Annotated in this window: 17 protein-coding genes; 13 read left to right on the top strand and 4 right to left on the bottom strand. The window is 43.4% G+C overall.

Going from position 1 to position 18,842, the window contains the following annotated elements; translation table 11 throughout:
- The first annotated feature begins 10 nt into the window (after positions 1–10).
- The 6 genes from A2W93_02705 (at position 11) to A2W93_02730 (ending at position 5,490) form a co-directional block, all read left to right on the top strand.
- Entirely contained in the window at positions 11–1,165 is a 1,155-nt protein-coding gene (locus A2W93_02705; protein OFY53578.1) for a molecular chaperone DnaJ, read from the top strand.
- Positions 1,166–1,174: 9 nt separating this feature from the next.
- Positions 1,175–2,113 carry an ABC transporter ATP-binding protein gene (locus A2W93_02710; protein OFY53579.1) on the top strand — a complete coding sequence of 313 codons (939 nt, stop codon included), beginning with the start codon at positions 1,175–1,177 and terminating at the stop codon, positions 2,111–2,113.
- Positions 2,110–3,444: a hypothetical protein gene (locus tag A2W93_02715; protein OFY53580.1), complete on the top strand. Its 1,335-nt coding sequence runs from the start codon at positions 2,110–2,112 to the stop codon at positions 3,442–3,444. The genes A2W93_02710 and A2W93_02715 overlap by 4 nt, the downstream gene beginning before the upstream one ends.
- 248 nt (positions 3,445–3,692) lie before the next feature.
- Entirely contained in the window at positions 3,693–4,367 is a 675-nt protein-coding gene (locus A2W93_02720) for a hypothetical protein (GenBank protein OFY53581.1), read from the top strand.
- Between the two features lie 51 nt (positions 4,368–4,418).
- Complete coding sequence (locus A2W93_02725; protein ID OFY53582.1) at positions 4,419–4,931, top strand: hypothetical protein; 513 nt, start codon at positions 4,419–4,421, stop codon at positions 4,929–4,931.
- A complete protein-coding gene (locus A2W93_02730; protein ID OFY53583.1) occupies positions 4,924–5,490 on the top strand; it encodes a hypothetical protein in 567 nt (188 codons plus the stop codon). Before A2W93_02725 ends, A2W93_02730 begins: the two co-directional genes overlap by 8 nt.
- 89 nt (positions 5,491–5,579) lie before the next feature.
- Here A2W93_02730 and A2W93_02735 read toward each other — a convergent pair whose 3' ends face one another.
- Positions 5,580–6,611 carry a hypothetical protein gene (locus tag A2W93_02735; GenBank protein ID OFY53584.1) on the bottom strand — a complete coding sequence of 344 codons (1,032 nt, stop codon included), beginning with the start codon at positions 6,609–6,611 and terminating at the stop codon, positions 5,580–5,582.
- 233 nt (positions 6,612–6,844) lie between these two features.
- Here A2W93_02735 and A2W93_02740 point away from each other — a divergent pair, with 233 nt between their 5' ends.
- On the top strand, positions 6,845–7,345 hold the full coding sequence (locus A2W93_02740; GenBank protein OFY53585.1) for a hypothetical protein: 501 nt from the start codon (positions 6,845–6,847) through the stop codon (positions 7,343–7,345).
- A 159-nt stretch (positions 7,346–7,504) separates the two neighbouring features.
- Here A2W93_02740 and A2W93_02745 read toward each other — a convergent pair whose 3' ends face one another.
- From A2W93_02745 to A2W93_02755, 3 genes are all read right to left on the bottom strand, one after another.
- Positions 7,505–7,921 (bottom strand): OsmC family peroxiredoxin, encoded by a 417-nt coding sequence (locus A2W93_02745; GenBank protein ID OFY53586.1) that lies wholly within the window; start codon positions 7,919–7,921, stop codon positions 7,505–7,507.
- A gap of 103 nt (positions 7,922–8,024) precedes the next feature.
- Complete coding sequence (locus tag A2W93_02750; protein ID OFY53587.1) at positions 8,025–9,173, bottom strand: Na+/H+ antiporter NhaA; 1,149 nt, start codon at positions 9,171–9,173, stop codon at positions 8,025–8,027.
- Positions 9,174–9,178: 5 nt separating this feature from the next.
- Positions 9,179–10,705 (bottom strand): hypothetical protein, encoded by a 1,527-nt coding sequence (locus A2W93_02755; protein ID OFY53588.1) that lies wholly within the window; start codon positions 10,703–10,705, stop codon positions 9,179–9,181.
- 366 nt (positions 10,706–11,071) lie between these two features.
- On the opposite strand from A2W93_02755, the gene A2W93_02760 reads away from it, so the two are divergent.
- The 6 genes from A2W93_02760 (at position 11,072) to A2W93_02785 (ending at position 18,667) form a co-directional block, all read left to right on the top strand.
- Complete coding sequence (locus A2W93_02760) at positions 11,072–11,524, top strand: peroxiredoxin (GenBank protein OFY53731.1); 453 nt, start codon at positions 11,072–11,074, stop codon at positions 11,522–11,524.
- Positions 11,525–11,531: 7 nt separating this feature from the next.
- A complete protein-coding gene (locus A2W93_02765) occupies positions 11,532–12,557 on the top strand; it encodes a recombinase RecA (protein ID OFY53589.1) in 1,026 nt (341 codons plus the stop codon).
- Positions 12,554–13,573 carry a hypothetical protein gene (locus A2W93_02770; protein OFY53590.1) on the top strand — a complete coding sequence of 340 codons (1,020 nt, stop codon included), beginning with the start codon at positions 12,554–12,556 and terminating at the stop codon, positions 13,571–13,573. The genes A2W93_02765 and A2W93_02770 overlap by 4 nt, the downstream gene beginning before the upstream one ends.
- 6 nt (positions 13,574–13,579) lie before the next feature.
- The gene (locus A2W93_02775; protein ID OFY53591.1) at positions 13,580–15,661 is read left to right on the top strand and encodes a peptidase S9; all 2,082 of its coding nucleotides are present in this window, start codon (positions 13,580–13,582) and stop codon (positions 15,659–15,661) included.
- Between the two features lie 217 nt (positions 15,662–15,878).
- Positions 15,879–17,687 carry a homoaconitate hydratase gene (locus A2W93_02780; protein ID OFY53592.1) on the top strand — a complete coding sequence of 603 codons (1,809 nt, stop codon included), beginning with the start codon at positions 15,879–15,881 and terminating at the stop codon, positions 17,685–17,687.
- An 11-nt stretch (positions 17,688–17,698) separates the two neighbouring features.
- Positions 17,699–18,667 (top strand): hypothetical protein, encoded by a 969-nt coding sequence (locus A2W93_02785; protein ID OFY53593.1) that lies wholly within the window; start codon positions 17,699–17,701, stop codon positions 18,665–18,667.
- The last annotated feature ends 175 nt before the right edge of the window (positions 18,668–18,842 follow it).

Here is an 18,842-nt window from a genome sequence, read left to right on the forward strand (position 1 = left end):
ACTGAAAAGAGTGAGTAAACGCGATTATTACGAGGTACTTGGTGTCTCGAAAAATGCTACAGCCGATGAGTTGAAAAAAGCTTACCGGCAGATGGCCATCAAGTACCATCCTGACAAAAATCCGGATGATAAGACTTCGGAAGATAAATTCAAGGAAGCAGCCGAAGCGTATGAAGTACTGAGCAATCCCGACAAGCGTCAACGGTACGATCAGTTTGGCCATGCAGGCATGAACGGCTCTGGTGGCTATGGTGGTGGCATGAGCATGGATGATATCTTCAGCAATTTCGGAGATATTTTTGGTGACTTTTTTGGGGGCGGATTCAGTGGATTTGGCGGTGGATTCGGTCGCAGCCGTTCATCGCAACGCGTTCCGCAAGGATCGAATCTTCGAATCAGGGTGAAGCTAACGCTCGAAGAAGTTTCCAATGGCGTAGAGAAGAAAGTTAAAGTAAACAAGAATATTCATTGCGAAAGTTGCAATGGAAGCGGCGCCCGTTCAGGAAGCAAGCCAACAACCTGTACCACCTGTCAGGGTTCCGGCCGCGTGATGCGTGTGACCAATACATTTCTTGGGCAAATGCAGACAGCTTCTACTTGTCCGCATTGCAACGGAGAAGGAACGATTATTACAGACCGTTGTCCGACCTGTTCCGGATCTGGACTTACAAAAGGTGAGGAAGTGATTTCAATAAAAATTCCTGCCGGCGTCGAAAACGGCATGCAACTCAGTATGTCGGGCAAAGGCAATGCTGCTCCCCGAGGAGGAATTCCAGGCGATCTGATCGTTTTGATTGAAGAAATTGAGCATGAATTTTTCAAGCGCGACAATATAAATTTGCTGTACGAACACAATGTGTCCTATGCCGAAGCCGTGCTCGGTACGCAGGTCGATGTTCCCACGCTCGACGGAAAGGCCAGAATAAAAATTCCAGCTGGCACCACGCCCGGAAAAATGTTCCGGCTTAAAGGAAAGGGATTGCCTGCGCTCAACAGTTATGGACGCGGCGATCTGATTGTCAGCATTAATATCTGGGTTCCGCAATCGGTTACGAAAGATGAAAAATCTTTCCTGGAGCAAATGAACACCAAGAGCAGTTTCCAGCCCGACAATACGCAGAAGAAAAAATCGTTTTTCGACCGGATGAAGGAATATTTTGATTAACCTTGCACTATGATTTATTTCGAAGCACAGGATGTTTGTAAAAATTTCGCCAATCATACGGCGCTGGATCGGGTCTCGATTCAGGTAAAGGAGCAAAGTATTTTTGGTTTGCTTGGCCCCAATGGCGCCGGAAAAACCACCCTGATCAGAATAATAAATCAGATTATTGGTCCCGATAGCGGTCGTCTGTTGATCAAAGGTCATCCACTCGATGAGCAGCATACCGAGGATATTGGTTATCTGCCCGAAGAACGCGGATTGTATAAAAAGATGAAAGTTGGGGAGCAGGCGCTGTACCTGGCTCAGCTGAAAGGAATAAGTAAGTCGGATGCATATCTGCGGCTGAAACAATGGTTTGAGAAATTTGGTATCGAAGACTGGTGGAATAGGCGTGTTGACGAGCTTTCTAAAGGTATGCAGCAGAAAGTTCAATTCATAATTACGGTGATTCATGCTCCGTCGCTGCTTATTTTCGATGAGCCTTTCAGCGGCTTCGATCCTATCAATGCTGAAATGCTTAAGGAAGAAATTCTGCAACTGAAGGAAAAGGGTGCAACAATCATTTTTTCGACACACAACATGGCTTCGGTTGAAGAGCTTTGCGATGATATTGCTCTGATCAATCAATCAAAAGTTATTCTTTCAGGAAATGTCCAGCAAATTAAAAAACAGCACAGTTCAAACATCTACCAATTGAAATTGCGTGGTGTTTCCAACTGCGATGATTCTAGGTTAAGCCCGCTGGGAATTATCAGTGCAATTGAGCATAAAGAGGATTTTTGTTCTTACAGAGTTGAGCTCAATCCGGGTGTCAATTCAAACGACTTGCTAAAAGCTTCGATGGAAATTGGTCATGTAACTTCTTTTGAGGAATTGATGCCATCGATGAATGATATTTTTATTTCGGAAGTAACCGGAAACAAGATCCATAAAAAAAGCCGGAAATGAAAAAAATTCTTATAATTCTCAGAAGGGAATATCTCTCCAGGGTTCAGAAAAAATCATTCATTGTAATGACTATTCTTGGACCGATTCTCATGGCGGCTTTGTTTGTTGTTCCCGTGTATCTGGCCAATGTGTCCGATCAGCATAAGAAAATTGCCGTGCTTGATGAAACCGGGTTGTTTCAAAACAAATTTCCGAATTCGAACAAAGCTGTTTTCGAAAATATATATATGTCGTATCAGGCTGCCAGCGAAAATCTGGAAGGCCTTGGATATGACGCGGTGCTCTACATTCCTGAATCGGTAATTAATAACCCGAATTCTGTAAAAATGAGTTCGCAGAAGGACATGGGATTTGGCATTGTTGATCTGATTGAAGGTGTGATCAAACAGGAGCTCGAAGCGCACCGGCTCTCGCTTTCAGGTATTGATAAAAAAATTCTGGAAGACGTGAATGTCAATGTGAAAATCAGCACGTTTATCATGCGTGAAGGCGAGGAGGAACAGAGCTTTTCCGAAATCAGCTATATCCTTGGAATGCTTGGTGGAATTCTGATTTACACATTCATTTTCCTGTATGGTTCGCAGGTGATGCGGGGTGTTATTGAAGAAAAAACAAACCGTATTGTGGAGGTTATTGTCAGCAGCGTGAAGCCATTTCAGCTGATGCTTGGAAAAATTGTCGGCGTTGCATTGGTTGGGTTGACTCAGTTTGTTCTCTGGATCGGATTGACAGCGGTGATTGTTTTCAGTCTGCAGCAAATCAATCCTGAAATGTTTAAATACAAAGAACCTCCAAAAGTTGTTGTTCAGGACAAAGGCCTTTCGCAAACCGATATTGCTTCGCAGCAGGAATCCTTACAGCTTACCCAAAGCAGATCCAATCAGATTCTTGAGGGTGTTTCCCATATTCAATTCGGGAACATTCTGATTATTTTTATATTCTATTTTCTTTTCGGCTATTTGCTGTATGCATCCATGTTTGCAGCAATCGGATCGGCGGTTGATAACGATGCCGATACGCAGCAATTTATGCTGCCCGTAACGGTGCCCCTGATTCTCGCGCTGGTCAGTCTGAATTTCGTTCTCAATAATCCCGATGGGCCTGTGTCGTTCTGGCTTTCAATGATCCCATTCACTTCGCCCATTGTCATGATGGCGCGCATTCCATTCAATCCGCCTGTCCCTCTTTGGGAAATTGGATTGTCTATGCTTTTCCTGATTGCTGGTTTTATTGTCACAACCTGGATCGCCGGTCGCATCTACCGCACCGGAATTCTGATGTATGGGAAAAAACCAACCTTGAAGGAATTGTTTAAGTGGATGAAGTATTAGAAGCTGAGGGAATGGTCACGCGTTAGAGTCACGCGTCAGGAGACGCGCGCCCAGGTCGAGGTCAAGGTTGAGAGGCCGAAGGCATAAATAAAGCTACGATGTACAAAAAGCGCCAACGGCGCTGCAGATATTAGCCCGGAGCAAAGCTCCGTGAATAATAAAATCCGCGAAGCCCCATGATGATGTTTATTTTCAATTCGGTTTCAATCATTTTCCAAACAAGCGAAATTTCGTAGCTTTGTTTTATCATGACTATTAAAGAATACCATAAGTGCTTATCCGATGCGCTGCAGGCCGCAGCCAATCCGGTTGTTGCAGCAGGTGCAAAAAAATATATGAAAGATCAATCCGAATTTTTCGGAGTGGGATCACCGCTGCGCAAGGAAATTCTGGGCGACTTTCTGAAAACAAACAAACTGCCGGACATAAAGAATATACCTGCGTTTGCTGAACTTTGCTGGAATTCTCCGCAGCGCGAAATGCAGTATTGCTGCATGGAAATCATGTTTCGGGTGCGTAAAAAAATTACACCTGAGCATATTCCTCTTTTCGAAAAGCTAATCCAGAACAAAGGTTGGTGGGATTCAGTTGATTTTATTGCGCCGTCGCTGGCAGGTTTTGTTCTGAAAAATAATCCTGAAATTATCGATGATGTTGTTTCCCGTTGGCAGAACCACGACAATATGTGGATGCGCCGTTCAGCCATTTTGCATCAGCTGAAATATAAAAATGACACGAATGAAAAACGCTTATTTGAAACTTGCAAAAAGTTGGCTCACGAAAAGGAATTTTTCATCCGCAAAGCCATTGGCTGGGCGCTGCGCGAATACAGCAAAGTGAATCCTGAAGCTGTGAAACAGTTTGTTGCCCGCACCGAATTATCTGGCCTGAGTCAGCGCGAAGCGTTGAAAAGAATACAATAATTTCTGCTCTATTTTGGTGGCAATATCAATACTTTCATTAATTTTGGAATTATGAAATACACTTTTTTAGTATTAGCAATTCTTTTTGTCTCATGTAAAAATCAGAAAAACATGAAATCCGAAAAAACTGAAATCGGCACCATCCTGTATGAATATCAGGCTTCGTCAGTGGCACCGCAATATCATCGCAGCTACGAGCTGTTGGTAACCAAGAATGAAATAAAAGTAAAAGTCGATAGCTACGGCACAATACTGACCGATACTTCGATTGCAATTACCAATATTCAGTTTTTCGAAATAGTTGAATTTTACGATTCACTCGGTTTCAAAAATATTCCTAAAAAAGACAATAAAGGCTGCGTAGGTGGAACCGGTGCTGTTTTGAAAGTACATGACACCAATGATACATTAATTTTTGATGGTCACATAAGCTTTTGCGGAGGACAGGAATTTGGCACTATGGAAGGCGACGTGAAAAAATTGTCAGAAAAAATCAGATCATTTATACCTGATTTCGAATCTTTGCTGAAGCGCGACTGGAAGCCGGAGGGAATGGATGAATAATATTCTTGCAAATCTGCATCGCTTCGAAGTAAAAGATGAAGATTTCGATCATCAGTCATTTTTACATGGTCGGCTACACACACATCGGGTGATGGCCTGGGTGTGCGTACTGGCTCAAAAACTGAATATGGACGGGCAGGGCAGACTTGCTTTTTTTGCCGCCAAAGTGCATGATCTGGGACGTCTGACCGACGGCCGGGAACCAGGCCACGGGCTGCGTTCCGCTGATGAATTTCTGCCATACTATCGAGGATTATTCGAAGAATTTGGTTTGCAGAAATGCGATTATTTAACGGTGTACAATGCTGTGAAATGGCATTCAAAATCGGAAGAGCCAGCTGCAGAAACTGAAAATATTGATGTGATACATCTGCTGAAAGATGCTGATGGACTCGATCGAGTGCGGCTTGGTGACGATGAACCGGACATCCGCTTTTTCAGAAATGAAATTTCAAAAAGGTTTGCTTCACAAGCGCGACAATTGCATGACATCACCGAGGCGGAGCCGACCATATCGCTGCAGGAAATTGTGGCGCTGGCGTTTGAATTGTCGAAATAAGTTCACGGCCACGGAATGCAAATCCGCGTCAGTGCTAAAAAAATGGCTCGGATTACAAATGCGAGCCATTTTTTATTTCATTTCAAATATTATTTCGGAAGCTGTTTCGATTTTTTGTTTTTAGTAATGCGGGCGATGAGGAACCATACCAACGCACCGGCCAGCCAGAGCGGCCAGAGAGTGATCAGTCCGAGTACAAACAATTGCAGAACCTGCCAGCCGCGATTCAATGCATGCATCAAATTTCGTCCGAATCCGGGCTTGTAAGAGTCAATCTTATCTTCGTCTGCAAGCATGACATGACGGGTTTTGTCGCGACCGTATAAATGCAAGGTAATGGTTGCGTAATTCACCTTGTCATCCAGTTCCATGCGTTCAATCAATGATTCGTCGTTCTGAATCTGCTTCTGAAGTTGTGACTCCATTGCCGCCAGGCGGTCGCCTGTGTTTCCTGTGGTTGTCAATCCGCTCACCTGCATATTATACAGGTCGAGACGTTTCTTCTCCAGTTGCTTGCGCAGGTACGACAGACTAACGTCTTCAGCTTTGATGTTGCGATAGTCGAGAAAATCAATCATCGGCACTAGACATTTTAATGTGGTGTCCATATTTCGTACTGGAACACGAACGATCATTTCATTCGTAAAATGATAAGTGGTGGTTTCTACCAGCGAATCAGGGCTGACACGCGTGGTTTCCTTGTTCGAAATTTCGCTCGATAAATAAGTGCTTGCTGTGTAGCCACCATGTTTTTTTACCAGATCTTCGATGGCATACGAGGTTCCTGTAACGTCAAGGGTGCGGAATTTTAGCTCAGCTGTGCGAATGAGCTTGTGTGTTGAATCGAATTTGCTCATTTGTGCAGCAGATGAAGACACCATTGCAGCATAATCGTCTTTGGCATCTTTATCAGCTGTTTTTTTTGAACCATCAGATGTCGCTGTAGACGATGCATAGCCGCTCTGTTCCATTTCTTCGGCAGGCGCTTCTTCTTTGCTTATTTCATCAATTGTCGGCGCCTCATTGTTTTTTTGGTTCCCGTCGTAGCTCTTCTTGCCGCCACAGCTGAATGCTACCAATGTCACAATGATCAATGTGACAATCAGATTTCTTGTTTTCATGGGTTTCAGGTTTTAAGGTTTTGGTTTATTGGTACTAAAAGTAACATTTTCTCAGATGAAATATTGCAATTAATTCATAAAAGCTTTTTTGTTTCATTATATAGCTGTTTATCAGTTGTAATTAGTTGTTTAAAAATATCAATATAATGTGTATTATATCAGCTACATCGATAAAAAGTTTGATATAACATGCTAAATATGTATATTTGCACTCAAATTTAAATTCAACTGTTATGAAAAATCTGAAAATTTTTGCTGTTCTTCTTTTAGTTATGGGAATGATAGCTGTTTCATGCGAAGGTCCTGAAGGTCCGCGCGGACCAGCCGGTACTGCCGGAACCAATGGCACTGATGGAAATGCAAATGTGATTGTATGCGGTTTCCCAGGGGATACGATGACTACTGCACATCAGTACAATTACCTGATTTTACCAGTTTCGGCCGGCATGATGGATTCTTCTTTAATCATTCCCTATCTTCACCAGTACAACTGGTATCCGGTTGGCGGACTGGGCTATGGTGGCTACTACAATACCCGGTACTGGATTACTTCATTATACAATGAAGTTGGCGTGGCTATTACAAACCCTGATGGGTCTTCATATACAGGCGCTGACCAGATATGGGATTCATTACGAGTTTTTATAATCCCGGCCAGTCAGTTCCATGCTGCTGAATCCAAAGTGAATTTTGCCAATTACTACGAAGTCGAAGACTATTTCAGTCAGAAATAATCCATACTTTTTTAGAAATAAAGCCTGCTGATGTTTTATCGGCGGGCTTTATTATTTTATAAAAATTCCTGAAGCAGCTGTTAATCGAAATAGTACAACAAAACAGGCGCAGAAATCTCCGCGCCTGTTTTTAAGGTTATGAATTGTTGATCGAAAGGGTTAAGCGAGTTTTACTTTGAGATTGATTGTTGTATTCAGCAGTCCCGAAATAGGGCAGGTCTCCTTGGCAATCAAGGACAGTTCCTGAAATTTGGCTGCATCAATTCCGGGGACATTTCCAGTAAGATCCAAATTGATTTCGGTGATTTTCCCGTCTTCGAAAACAATACCTGATTTTGTATCCAGACTGGTCGGTGTAAATCCGTTTTCGCCCAGCACAAAACTGAGTTTCATGGTGAAACATCCTGCATGAGCCGCTGCTATCAGCTCTTCGGGGTTGGTCCCAATGCCTTCTTCGAAGCGTGAGCTGAATGAATATTGAGTGTTGTTTAAAACGGAGCTTCCTGTTGTCAGCGTTCCTTTGCCTTCTTTTCCCGATCCCTGCCAGTTGGCGCTTGCTTTACGTGTGAATTTCATGGTGTTTGTATTTTAAAATTGTCTGTTTTTATTGTTTATGCAAAATTACCTTTTATGAGTGAATTCTACAGACTGAAATGACAAATATCAGCTCTCGTAAAAATCAATCTGGTGTTCTTATCGGCTTTGCTGCTGTTCGTATCAAAAAGAAGCCTATGCTTCCGGCAACCAGCGAGGAAACAAGAATTACGAATTTGGTGTTGCTTATGATGGAGGAATCGGTAAAAGCCAGAATTGTAATAAATATCGACATGGTAAAACCGATCCCCGCCAGAAAACCAGCTCCCAGCAACGATTTCCAGCTGATATCGTCAGGTAGTCTTGCCAATTTCATTTTTACAGACAGAAAGCTGAAAACAATTACCCCAAGTGGTTTGCCTATGATTAATCCTGCAGAGACTCCGATGGCATAGTATTCTGAAAAGAGTTTGCCCAGGTCAGGACTGATTATGATAGCGGTGTTGGCAAGCGCAAAAAGAGGTACAATACCAAATGAAACAGGTATATGAATGGCATGTTGCAGCTTCCATGACGGAGATTTTTCGTCGCCTTTGCCAAACGGAATGACAAAAGCTAGTAATACGCCTGCAATCGTGGCGTGAACTCCTGATTGAAGCATAAAATACCACATTGCCACTCCCCCGATGAGATAAATCAAAAGGTGGTTTATTTTGATAATTCTAAAAAACAGCAACAGGGCAAATATGCCGAAAGCAGCAGCCAGCGCTGACAACAAAATGGTGTTTGTGTAGAAAATTGCAATTACGATGATTGCTCCAAGGTCATCTATTACTGCCAGCGCTGTCAGAAAAACCTTTAGTGAAACGGGCACACGGTTTCCGAGCATCATTAAAACAGCCAGCGCAAAAGCAATATCGGTGGCAGTCGGTATTCCAAACCCGGAGCTGGTTGATGTGCCTGCATTAAAAAATGTATAAATGGCTGCGGGTACTGCCATGCCCCCGATAGCTGCAAATATTGGCAGCAGCGCATCGCGGGGATTCGACAATTCACCTTTGTATATTTCGCGCTCAAGCTCAAGACCAATCATAAGAAAAAACACCGCCATCAGCCCATCGTTGATCCAGTGTTCAATGCTCATGATCCCGATTTTGGTCTGCCATAAAGCGATATAGTTTTCTCCGATTACCGAGTTTGAAATTAAAATGGATACAAATGTTGCGATAATCAGCAGCATGCCACTGCCTTTTTCGCACATACAGAATTCCTTGAACAGCCTCGTTGCAAGCATACAAATTACTTATTGAATGGTGATTTCAAAAAAGCTTTTTCAAGTTCATCGGCAATATCAGCGGGATTTGTCAACGGCATGTCCCGGCTGTATATTGAATAATCAAGCAGTTCTGATTTCTTCATTTTTTCAATCAACGGAAGTTTTGTTCTGTTGGTCGTTTCAATATGATTGCCCTTGTCATCCACAATAATAATTTTTGGAAAAAACACTTCTTTGCGTCCGATAAAACGATTCATTATTTCTACGGCTTCTTCGTATTCTTTTTTCTTTGCACGGCCTAATGATTCGTATCGCAGAATTGTCTTGCCGTCCCACGTATTAACCATCGCAAAACTTTCCGAAATTTTTTCATCGATATTCTCATTGTTGTTCAGTGTGTCGTGCCCAGAGGGCATCAGCAGCACTTTTCCGCCGCCTCCTTCAATATTCACCGCGTAGCGGGGCATGGTGACACCCGAAATCCATCCCTGCAAATGTTTCATGTATATTTTACCAACCTGTACAGGGGTAATGAAATGGACAATCCCTTTTTCTTTGTGACACTGTAACAAATAATATGGATGAACACCAATCCAGAACATGCGGCGGAAAGTTTCCGCCAGCGTTTTATAGTAATCATTTACATGATTTAGCAGAACCGTCTGATTTCGTATTGTGAAACCGTGATTTCGTATACGCCGCACACAGGCAGCCATCTCTGCTGTAATTTCATGATAGTGATTGATGTGTGTCATGAAATACACATATTTTTCAACCCCATTGTTGTATCGGTTCGACGCGGTATTAATCAGGTCAAGCAAATCATCGGTTACAGCCATGGGCATTACTACCGGAACACGTGTTGCAATCCTGATGACTCTCAAATGGTCTATTTTACTCAGTTCTTCCAAAATATATTGTAGTCGTTGACGCCCAACCATAAGCGCGTCGCCGCCTGTTACCAGGACTTCGTTTATATTGCTGTTCTGTGAAATATAAAACAAACCTTTGTCTATTTCTGTCTTGTTTACTTCATTGGTGCAATCGAGCGATTTAGCACGCTGGCAATGAACACAATACGATGCACAGCTGGTGTTTTGTGCCACAAAAAGTGCAACCCGGTTTGGATATCGCTGATACGCTGCGCCGAAACTACGGCTGCCTTCGCTCATGGCACCTTCGGCTCCGGTGTCCGGAAAAAAGAGGTTTGCCGGAGTGGGGACACTTTGCCAGAAAATCGGGTCCAGCCTGTGTTTTTCTTTCTCGCCGGGAAGCAATTTCGGATGAAATGGATCTTCCTGCATCAGCGATGCGTAATAAGGCGTTATGCGAAGAGGCTCTTTGCCCTCATTGCGCATAGTTTGCAGTGTGCGCTCAATTTCTGAAGCCTGATAATCACTGAGTTTTATTATTTTTCGAAGCTGAGTTACTGTGCGGATGGAATTTTTTTGCTGCCAGCCGGCATCGTTCCATTGCTCTTGTGAAATGTCTTTCCAAAGTTCAATTTGATTATATTGTCTTGGTTTGTACAAGAAATTTTGATCTTTCATTAAATCCTTTCCGTTGCTGATTCTCGGTTAATATTTGATTGATTTATGTCTGAATGTTTGTCAGCGTATTATAAAGCTGATAATCAATGCAGTTGTTAATGCATTGACGAAAATAATACTTTTTTTTGATTTAACCAAATTTCATGAATGTGTTTTTAAAGTCAATTATAAAGTAAAAGAGCTACTTAGAGTGAATTTATCCGACAACAAACGGTTACAAATAATTAAATCCGTTTACAAACGAAAGTAAGTACTTATTAACCGGATCAGGTAATGAAAACCATATACTTTTGTCAGCGAAATGTTGAAAACAAATTTCTTGTGCATTACATTATAAGTAGTAATTTTAAACCAAATTTCCCGAATATGGAAAAAGGCATGCAGGCACCCGATTTTTCCTTCAAAAACAGTGAAGGAAACGAGCAAAAACTAAGCGATCTCAAAGGCCGCAAGGTAATCCTGTATTTTTATCCGAAGGATTCCACTCCCGGTTGTACGGCTGAGGCCTGTGATTTCCGCGACAATTACAACATGTGGTTGAAAAAAGGATATGAGGTAATTGGAATCAGCGCTGACAGTGATGCTTCGCACATGAAATTTGCAGAGAAACATTCCTTGCCTTTTCCATTGGTGGCGGACATCGATAAAACCATCATAAAGGCGTACGGAGTCTGGGGCCCGAAAAAATTCATGGGCCGGACATTCGATGGCATTCTACGCACCACTTTCATTATTGATGCAGAAGGCAAAATCGAAGAAGTGATTTCGAAAGTTGAGACAAAAGCCAGTACGGCACAAATTCTTGAATTATTAAAATAAACACGATATGAGCAAAGAGAAAGAGAAAAAAGAAGAAAATTCGGTTCAATCCGAAAAAATGAAAGCGTTGCAATTAACCATTGAGCGACTTGACAAGACTTATGGCAAAGGATCAGTCATGAAACTGGGCGATTCTCCCATCGAAGAATTAGAGGTAATCTCTACGGGCAGCGTCGGAATCGATCTCGCTATTGGCGTGGGTGGATTTCCCCGTGGTCGTGTTGTTGAAATTTACGGACCGGAAAGTTCAGGAAAAACCACATTGGCCATACATGCTATTGCCGAAGCGCAGAAAAAGGGCGGAATCGCTGCATTTATTGATGCTGAACATGCTTTCGACATCACTTATGCAAAAAGACTGGGTGTTGATGTTGAAAACCTGCTGATTTCGCAGCCCGACAATGGAGAGCAGGCACTTGAAATTACCGAAAACCTTATTCGAAGCGGTGCCATTGATATCATTGTGATTGACTCAGTTGCTGCCTTGACTCCAAAGAGTGAAATCGAAGGCGAAATGGGCGATTCAAAGATGGGACTCCATGCACGTTTGATGTCGCAGGCCCTCCGGAAACTGACTGGAACCATTTCGAAAACACGCTGCGTTTGTATTTTCATCAATCAGCTCCGAGAAAAAATTGGAGTTATGTTTGGGAATCCCGAAACAACAACCGGTGGAAACGCGCTTAAATTCTATGCTTCGGTGCGTATCGACATTCGCAGGATTGCTCAGATCAAAGATGGTGACAATATTATCGGCAACCGTGTTAAGGTGAAAGTTGTAAAAAACAAAGTAGCACCTCCTTTCCATCAGGCAGAGCTTGATATTATTTATGGACTTGGATTTTCGAAATCCGGAGAAGTTGTGGACATGGGTGTTGATCTCAACATTATCAAGAAAAGTGGGTCCTGGTTTAGTTACGAAGAAACCAAACTGGGGCAGGGCCGCGAATCAGTCAAAGCACTCCTGCTCGACAATCCTGAGTTGATGGAAGAACTTGAAAATAAAATCAAAGAAAAACTCAGCACTCAATGAGAATGAAATATTTGATCGCTTTAATCATCGCCCTGGCTTTTGCTTCGGCGGTGATTTCGTGTGGAAACGGGAACGACAAAAACGAACAGCAAACGCAGGATTCAGCCATGTCGCCTCTCGAATTACTGAATAAAAAAATCGAAGAAAATCCAAAGGCAGATAGTCTGTACCAGCAACGGGCCGAACTGTTGCTCTCGATGGGCGAAACAGAGAAAGCTCTCAGCGATGTTCGCCAGGCCTTGCAACTGAACCCCGAGAAAACCGATTATCATATTCTTCTTGGCGATGTTTATCTGGCAATGGGAAATATTGAGTCCTGCAAAAAGTCGCTGATAAAGGCGTTTGAGATGGATCCGGGAAATCCGGAACCCAGTCTGAAACTGGCAGAGCTGAACTTGTTTCTCGAAGATTATGAAAAGGTCTTTCTCTACAGCAACAACGCTATTGAAATTGACAAGTACAACGCCAAAGCCTATTTCATCAAAGGATTTGCATTGCTTGAGCAGAAAGACACTGCCAAAGCCATCGTCAATCTTCAGAAGTCAACAGAGAACGATCCTGAATATTATGATGCATTTATTATGCTTGGACATGTGTTCGATGTCAAGAATGATCCCATTGCTGGGAATTATCTGAAAACGGCTGTGCGCATCAGACCTACTTCGGCCGAAGCCCGGTACAACTATGGCTTGTGGCTCCAGGAGCAGCAATTGATCGAAGAAGCTTTGCTGCAATACGATGCGTTGCTTGTAATAGAGCCAAAAAACAAGAATGCCTGGTACAACATCGGTTACATAAACCTTGTTGATCTGCAGAATTACAACACAGCCATAGATAAGTTTACGAAGTCAATTGAGTGTGATCCTACTTATGCCGAAGCCTGGTACAACCGCGGTCTGGCGTATGAAGAACTGAAGCAATACAGCAATGCCCGTGAAAATTATGCGCAGGCATTAAAGCTCAAACACAATTACGAAAACGCAATTATTGCACTTAACCGCATCGAAGGAAAATAAAATTGTATGAAAAAATCATTTCTGATTCTTGCATTGCCGTTTATCCTTGCGGCTTGCTGCCAGCCATGTAAGGAAGAGGCGAAAAGCGATATCATCGGTCAGCAGAATGTAAAACTTGAAAGCGACATCATGACTCCCGAAGTGATGTGGGCCATGGGTCGCGTGTCCGAAATACAGGTGAGCCCGGGCGACAGCCTGATTCTTTTTGGTGTCACATGGTACGACTGGAAACAGAATAAAGGCAATCGCGAACTATATACGATGAAGCCGGATGGAAGTGACCGAAAAAACATTACAAACACAAGCGGCGGTGAGTACAATGCTGTTTGGAATGCCAATGGCGAAATTCTTTTCATGACTGCGGCTGAAAACGATGAAATGCATATCTTTAAAATGAAATCCGATGGCACTGGTAAAACACAGGTCTCAAGCGACTCCGGCGGAGTTTCAGGATTCATTTTATCGCCCGACGAAAAAAATATTGCATATACCAAAGACCTTGCGCTGCCTACGGTGCAGGATATTTACAAGGATCTTGACAAAGCAAATGCGCGCATCATCGATGATCTGATGTATCGTCACTGGGATGAGTGGGTAACAACGCAGAGTCATTTGTTTGTGGCTCCGCTGACTGATGGCAAGTTAGGTAAAGGGACTGATCTGCTGCAAGGTGAACCTTACGAAGTACCGCAGAAACCTTTTGGCGGGCTCGAACAGATTTGCTGGGCACCCGATGGAAAGTCGATTGTGTACACTTGCCGCAAAAAAACCGGCGTCGATTATTCATTGTCAACAAATACCGATTTGTATTTGTATGATCTCAGTACAAAAAAGACCAGAAATCTGACCGAAGGAATGAATGGCTACGACTGGAATCCGGTCTATAGTCCCGACGGAAAAAAGCTGGCATGGGAAAGCATGGAGCGAGACGGATATGAGTCTGACAAACTTCGTCTTTTTGTACTCGATATAGCTTCTGGCGAAAAAGCTCAATACACTGGAAAGATTGATCAGAGCGCCGAACAATTGCGCTGGAGCAATGATGGAAAATTAATTTATTTCCTCAGCGACTGGCAGGGAACTCGTCACATTTATTCGCTGAACCTGGCTGATACAGCCATTACTCAGATATCAAAAGGCTTATGTGATTATCTGGCTTTTGAAATAGCTGGTGACAAATTTATTGCTCAGCGTCACAGCATTTCGAAACCGGATGAAATTTATTCGGTTGACATGAAGTCCGGAGCGGATAAAGAAATTTCTTTCATCAATAAAGATTTGCTTGCACAGCTCACCATGGGTCAGGTTGAAGAGCGCCGCGTTAAAACCACCGATGGAAAAGAAATGCTGACGTGGGTGATTTATCCGCCGCATTTTGATTCAACAAAAACTTACCCGGTCATTCTTTATTGCTCAGGCGGGCCGCAGGGAATGGTCGGCCAGTTCTGGAGTTATCGCTGGAATTTCCAGATGATGGCTGCCAACGGTTATATTGTTGTAGCGCCTAATCGTCGCGGCACGACTGGCTTTGGACAGGAATGGGTGGAGCAGATCAGTGGCGATTACGGTGGACAGAATATGAAAGATTATTTGTCAGCCATCGATGATGTTTCAAAAGAAACATGGGCTGATGAAAATCGCATGGCCTCAGTAGGAGCCAGTTATGGAGGCTTCTCTGTTTTCTGGCTGGCCGGACATCACGAAGGTCGCTTCAAAGCTTTCATTGCACACGATGGCATGTTCAATCTCGAAAGTCAGTACCTTGAAACCGAAGAACTCTGGTTTGTGGACTGGGATCTGGGCGGACCATACTGGGATAAAAATAATGCGATTGCTCAAAGGTCATACGCAAACAGTCCTCACCTTTTCGTTGACAAATGGGACACGCCAATTCTTATTTTTCACGGTGAGCGTGATTATCGCATTGCATACACGCAAGCCATGCAGGCCTTTACTGCAGCCAAAGTCAGAGGAATTCCATCACGACTTGTTTTGTTCCCCGAAGAAAATCACTGGGTCCTTAAACCGCAGAATGCTATTTTGTGGCAGCGCGAATTCAAAGGCTGGCTTGACAAATATTTGAAGTAGCTTTCACTTTGAACAGAAAAATGTAATTCTGAGCCCCGCCTGCTGTCATCCTGAGTGTCGCTCTTGCAGCGCTTTTTCAACAAAAGACTTGCGGCGTATCTCCACCGGCTTCACGTAAAACGAGATAAATCGCAGCGGACAAGGAAGGAGACAGCAGGATTAACTTAGTAAAAGGATGGAGATTTTTGCACGATTGACTTCCAAAAAAAACATAGATATGAAACAAACCCTTATTGAAAAAATCATTGCTAACCATAGCAATCAGAAAACAGTAAAACCCGGAGATATTGTTGACGTCTTTATTGACACACGTGCTGCGCGCGATTTCGGCGGCGCCAATGTTGTCAAGAATATTGTCGACAACGGACTCAAAGTCGCCGATCCGGCAAAAACGGTATTTACTTTCGACTGCAACCCGACAGGTTCAGATCAGAAGTACGCTGCCAATCAGCATTACTGCCGTCTTTTTGCACGCGACAACAACATTAAAGTCTATGACATCGATTCGGGTATCGGAACTCATCTTGCCATTGAAAAAGGGCTTGTATGGCCGGGTTCGACATTTGTCTCCACCGATTCACATGCCAATATCATGGGCGCTATTGGCTCGTTCGGTCAGGGCATGGGCGATCAGGACATTGCTGCCACCTGGGCCAAGGGCTCAGTCTGGTTTAAGGTTCCTGAATCAGTAAAATTAGTATTTAAAGGTAAGCGTCCTGCAGGTGTTTCCGCGAAAGACATGGTGCTCAATCTGCTTTCCATTTTCGGAGCCAACAAACTGCTGAGTTATTCAGTTGAATTTTATGGCGAAGCCATTGATGAGTTGACGCTGGATGAGCGCATCACCATTGCTTCGATGGGCACTGAGATGGGAGTGATTATTCTGTTGTTTCCGCCGACCGAAAAACTGCTGAATGACATCGAAAAACTCAGTGGAAAGAAATTTGAAATGATTGCAGCCGACGCTGATGCTGAATATGTTTTGACACAGGAAATTGATGTCACTACTTTCAAACCCATGCTGGCTCTGCCCGGACATCCGCACGACAACGAATCTGTAGAGATTAAAAAAGGTACTAAAATAGACTCTGCATTCATCGGAAGTTGCACCAATGGCCGTATGGAAGACATGCGTATTGCCGCTGCCATTCTGAAAGGTCGTAAAGTGGCTCCCGGCGTGGTTATGAAGATTGTTCCATCAACTAATGATATTTGGAATCAGTGTCTCGAAGAAGGCCTGATGCAGATTTTCAAAGATGCGGGCGCTATGGTTTCCAATGCAGGCTGTGCTGGATGCGCTGCTGGTCAGGTTGGACAGAATGGTCCCGATGAAGTAACATTATCAACCGGAAACCGCAATTTCGCCGGCAAGCAGGGAAAAGGTTTTGTTTATCTTGCATCGCCAGCTATTGTTGCAGCCAGTGCTGTTGCTGGTTTCATCACAACTCCGGATGCCATCCCTGAAAAACCTGCTGAATTTACCAACACCGGAAAATTTGATACAGCAAAAGCAATTGCGAAAGAACGTGCAGCAAAGCCAAATATAGTGGAAGGAAAAGTCTGGTTCATTCAGAAAGACGACATCGATACCGACATGATTTTCCACAACAGATATCTGACCATTACCGACATCAAAGAAATGGGTCAATATTCGTTCGACAACCTGAAGGGTTATGAAGATTTCGCGAAACGTGCGAAGCCGACCGACATAATTGTTACGTCGAAAAACTTCGGAGCCGGCTCCTCGCGCCAGCAGGCAGTTGATTGTTTCAAGTCGCTGGGTATTTCCTGCATCATTGCTGAATCATTCGGTGCTATTTACGAACGCAACGCCATTAACGCGGCTATGCCTATTCTCACCTACAAACCAGGTCTCATGGAAGAGTTTGGACTCAAAGACGGTGACACAATCAGCGTGAATTTCGAAAGCGGCGAAGTGATTAACAAAGCATCCGGAAAAACGGTTAAAATAAATCCTTTCTATCCGGTACAGCTCGAAATTTATCAGAATGACGGATTACTCTAAAACATAATTATATGCGGAATGCACTCATTATTTCGGTTGCCTGTCTGATACTGTCAGCATGTTCTCCATTAAAGAAACTTGAAGTTGGTGTTGAACTGGCACCCGAAATCCGCATTCCGGGCTCGTTGCCAAAGGTTGCCATTGTAAACATGGTAGCTTCTGAAGCGAGTAGTAAAACGTATATTGAGACGGAATTTTTATATGAAGGAGCTGCCCGCGATGGATCCAATGCTGTCTGTGATGAATTTCTCAACCGACTTGGTAAAAGTGGAAATTTTTCATTACAACCCGTGCAGTACCGTGGCGATGATCGAAATGCGCACAGAGAGCCGGCTCCGATGAAAACAGAAGATGCACAGAAACTATGTGCCGAGTTGCAGAGTGATGTACTGTTTGTTGTAGAATATTTTTTCGGAGATTTGAAAAGAGAAGTGAATGAATCTTCAGAACCCAACGCTGATGGCAAACCAGTGTTTGTCGCAAAGATGACGGGTAGGGTGGAAGCATCCATTAATTTTTTTTATAAAGACGAAAACGGCGTATTGCAGGTGTTGAAGCCGGTTGACTATGCTCAGAACATCGATATCAGTATAACAGGTTCTTCAAAAAGCGATGCAAAATCCAATCTGGGTTCCTCCAGGACAATTGTTGCAAACTGGGGTTCAGACATCGGTCGCGGACAGTCCGATCGTTTTCTGTCGAGAAAATATGATATTAAACGCGAATTTTATGTTGGCAAAACGCCTGATTTCAAGCAAGCTTTCAAATTATTGAAGGATGTAAAGACAGAAGAAGCATTGAAACTGGTGACGCCGCTAACGAACAATACTTCAAAACAATTACGTGATCAGGCATGGTTCAACAAAGCTGTGATAGCAGAAATGCAGGGTGACAGGACCAAGGCTTTGGAATATGTCAGTAAATCCGACTTAAAGGAAGCGTACGCCTATAAATCGGCGCTGAAAGCGATTTTGGAATAAAGTTGTGCTTAGTTTGAAAACCAGGCATAATTGTACTTACTAACAAAGATTCCATAGTTTGCGGTGGAAATTTTCCTCCACAAATTTGTCCGTATGTTTGATGATGATTTGGCTTTGAGCGAAACGGAAACATCGGTGGAATTTAACTTGGCCTTATTAAAATTCAAACACACCA

This window comes from Bacteroidetes bacterium GWF2_43_63 (assembly GCA_001769275.1).
In the GTDB taxonomy this organism is placed as follows: Bacteria; Bacteroidota; Bacteroidia; order Bacteroidales; family DTU049; genus GWF2-43-63.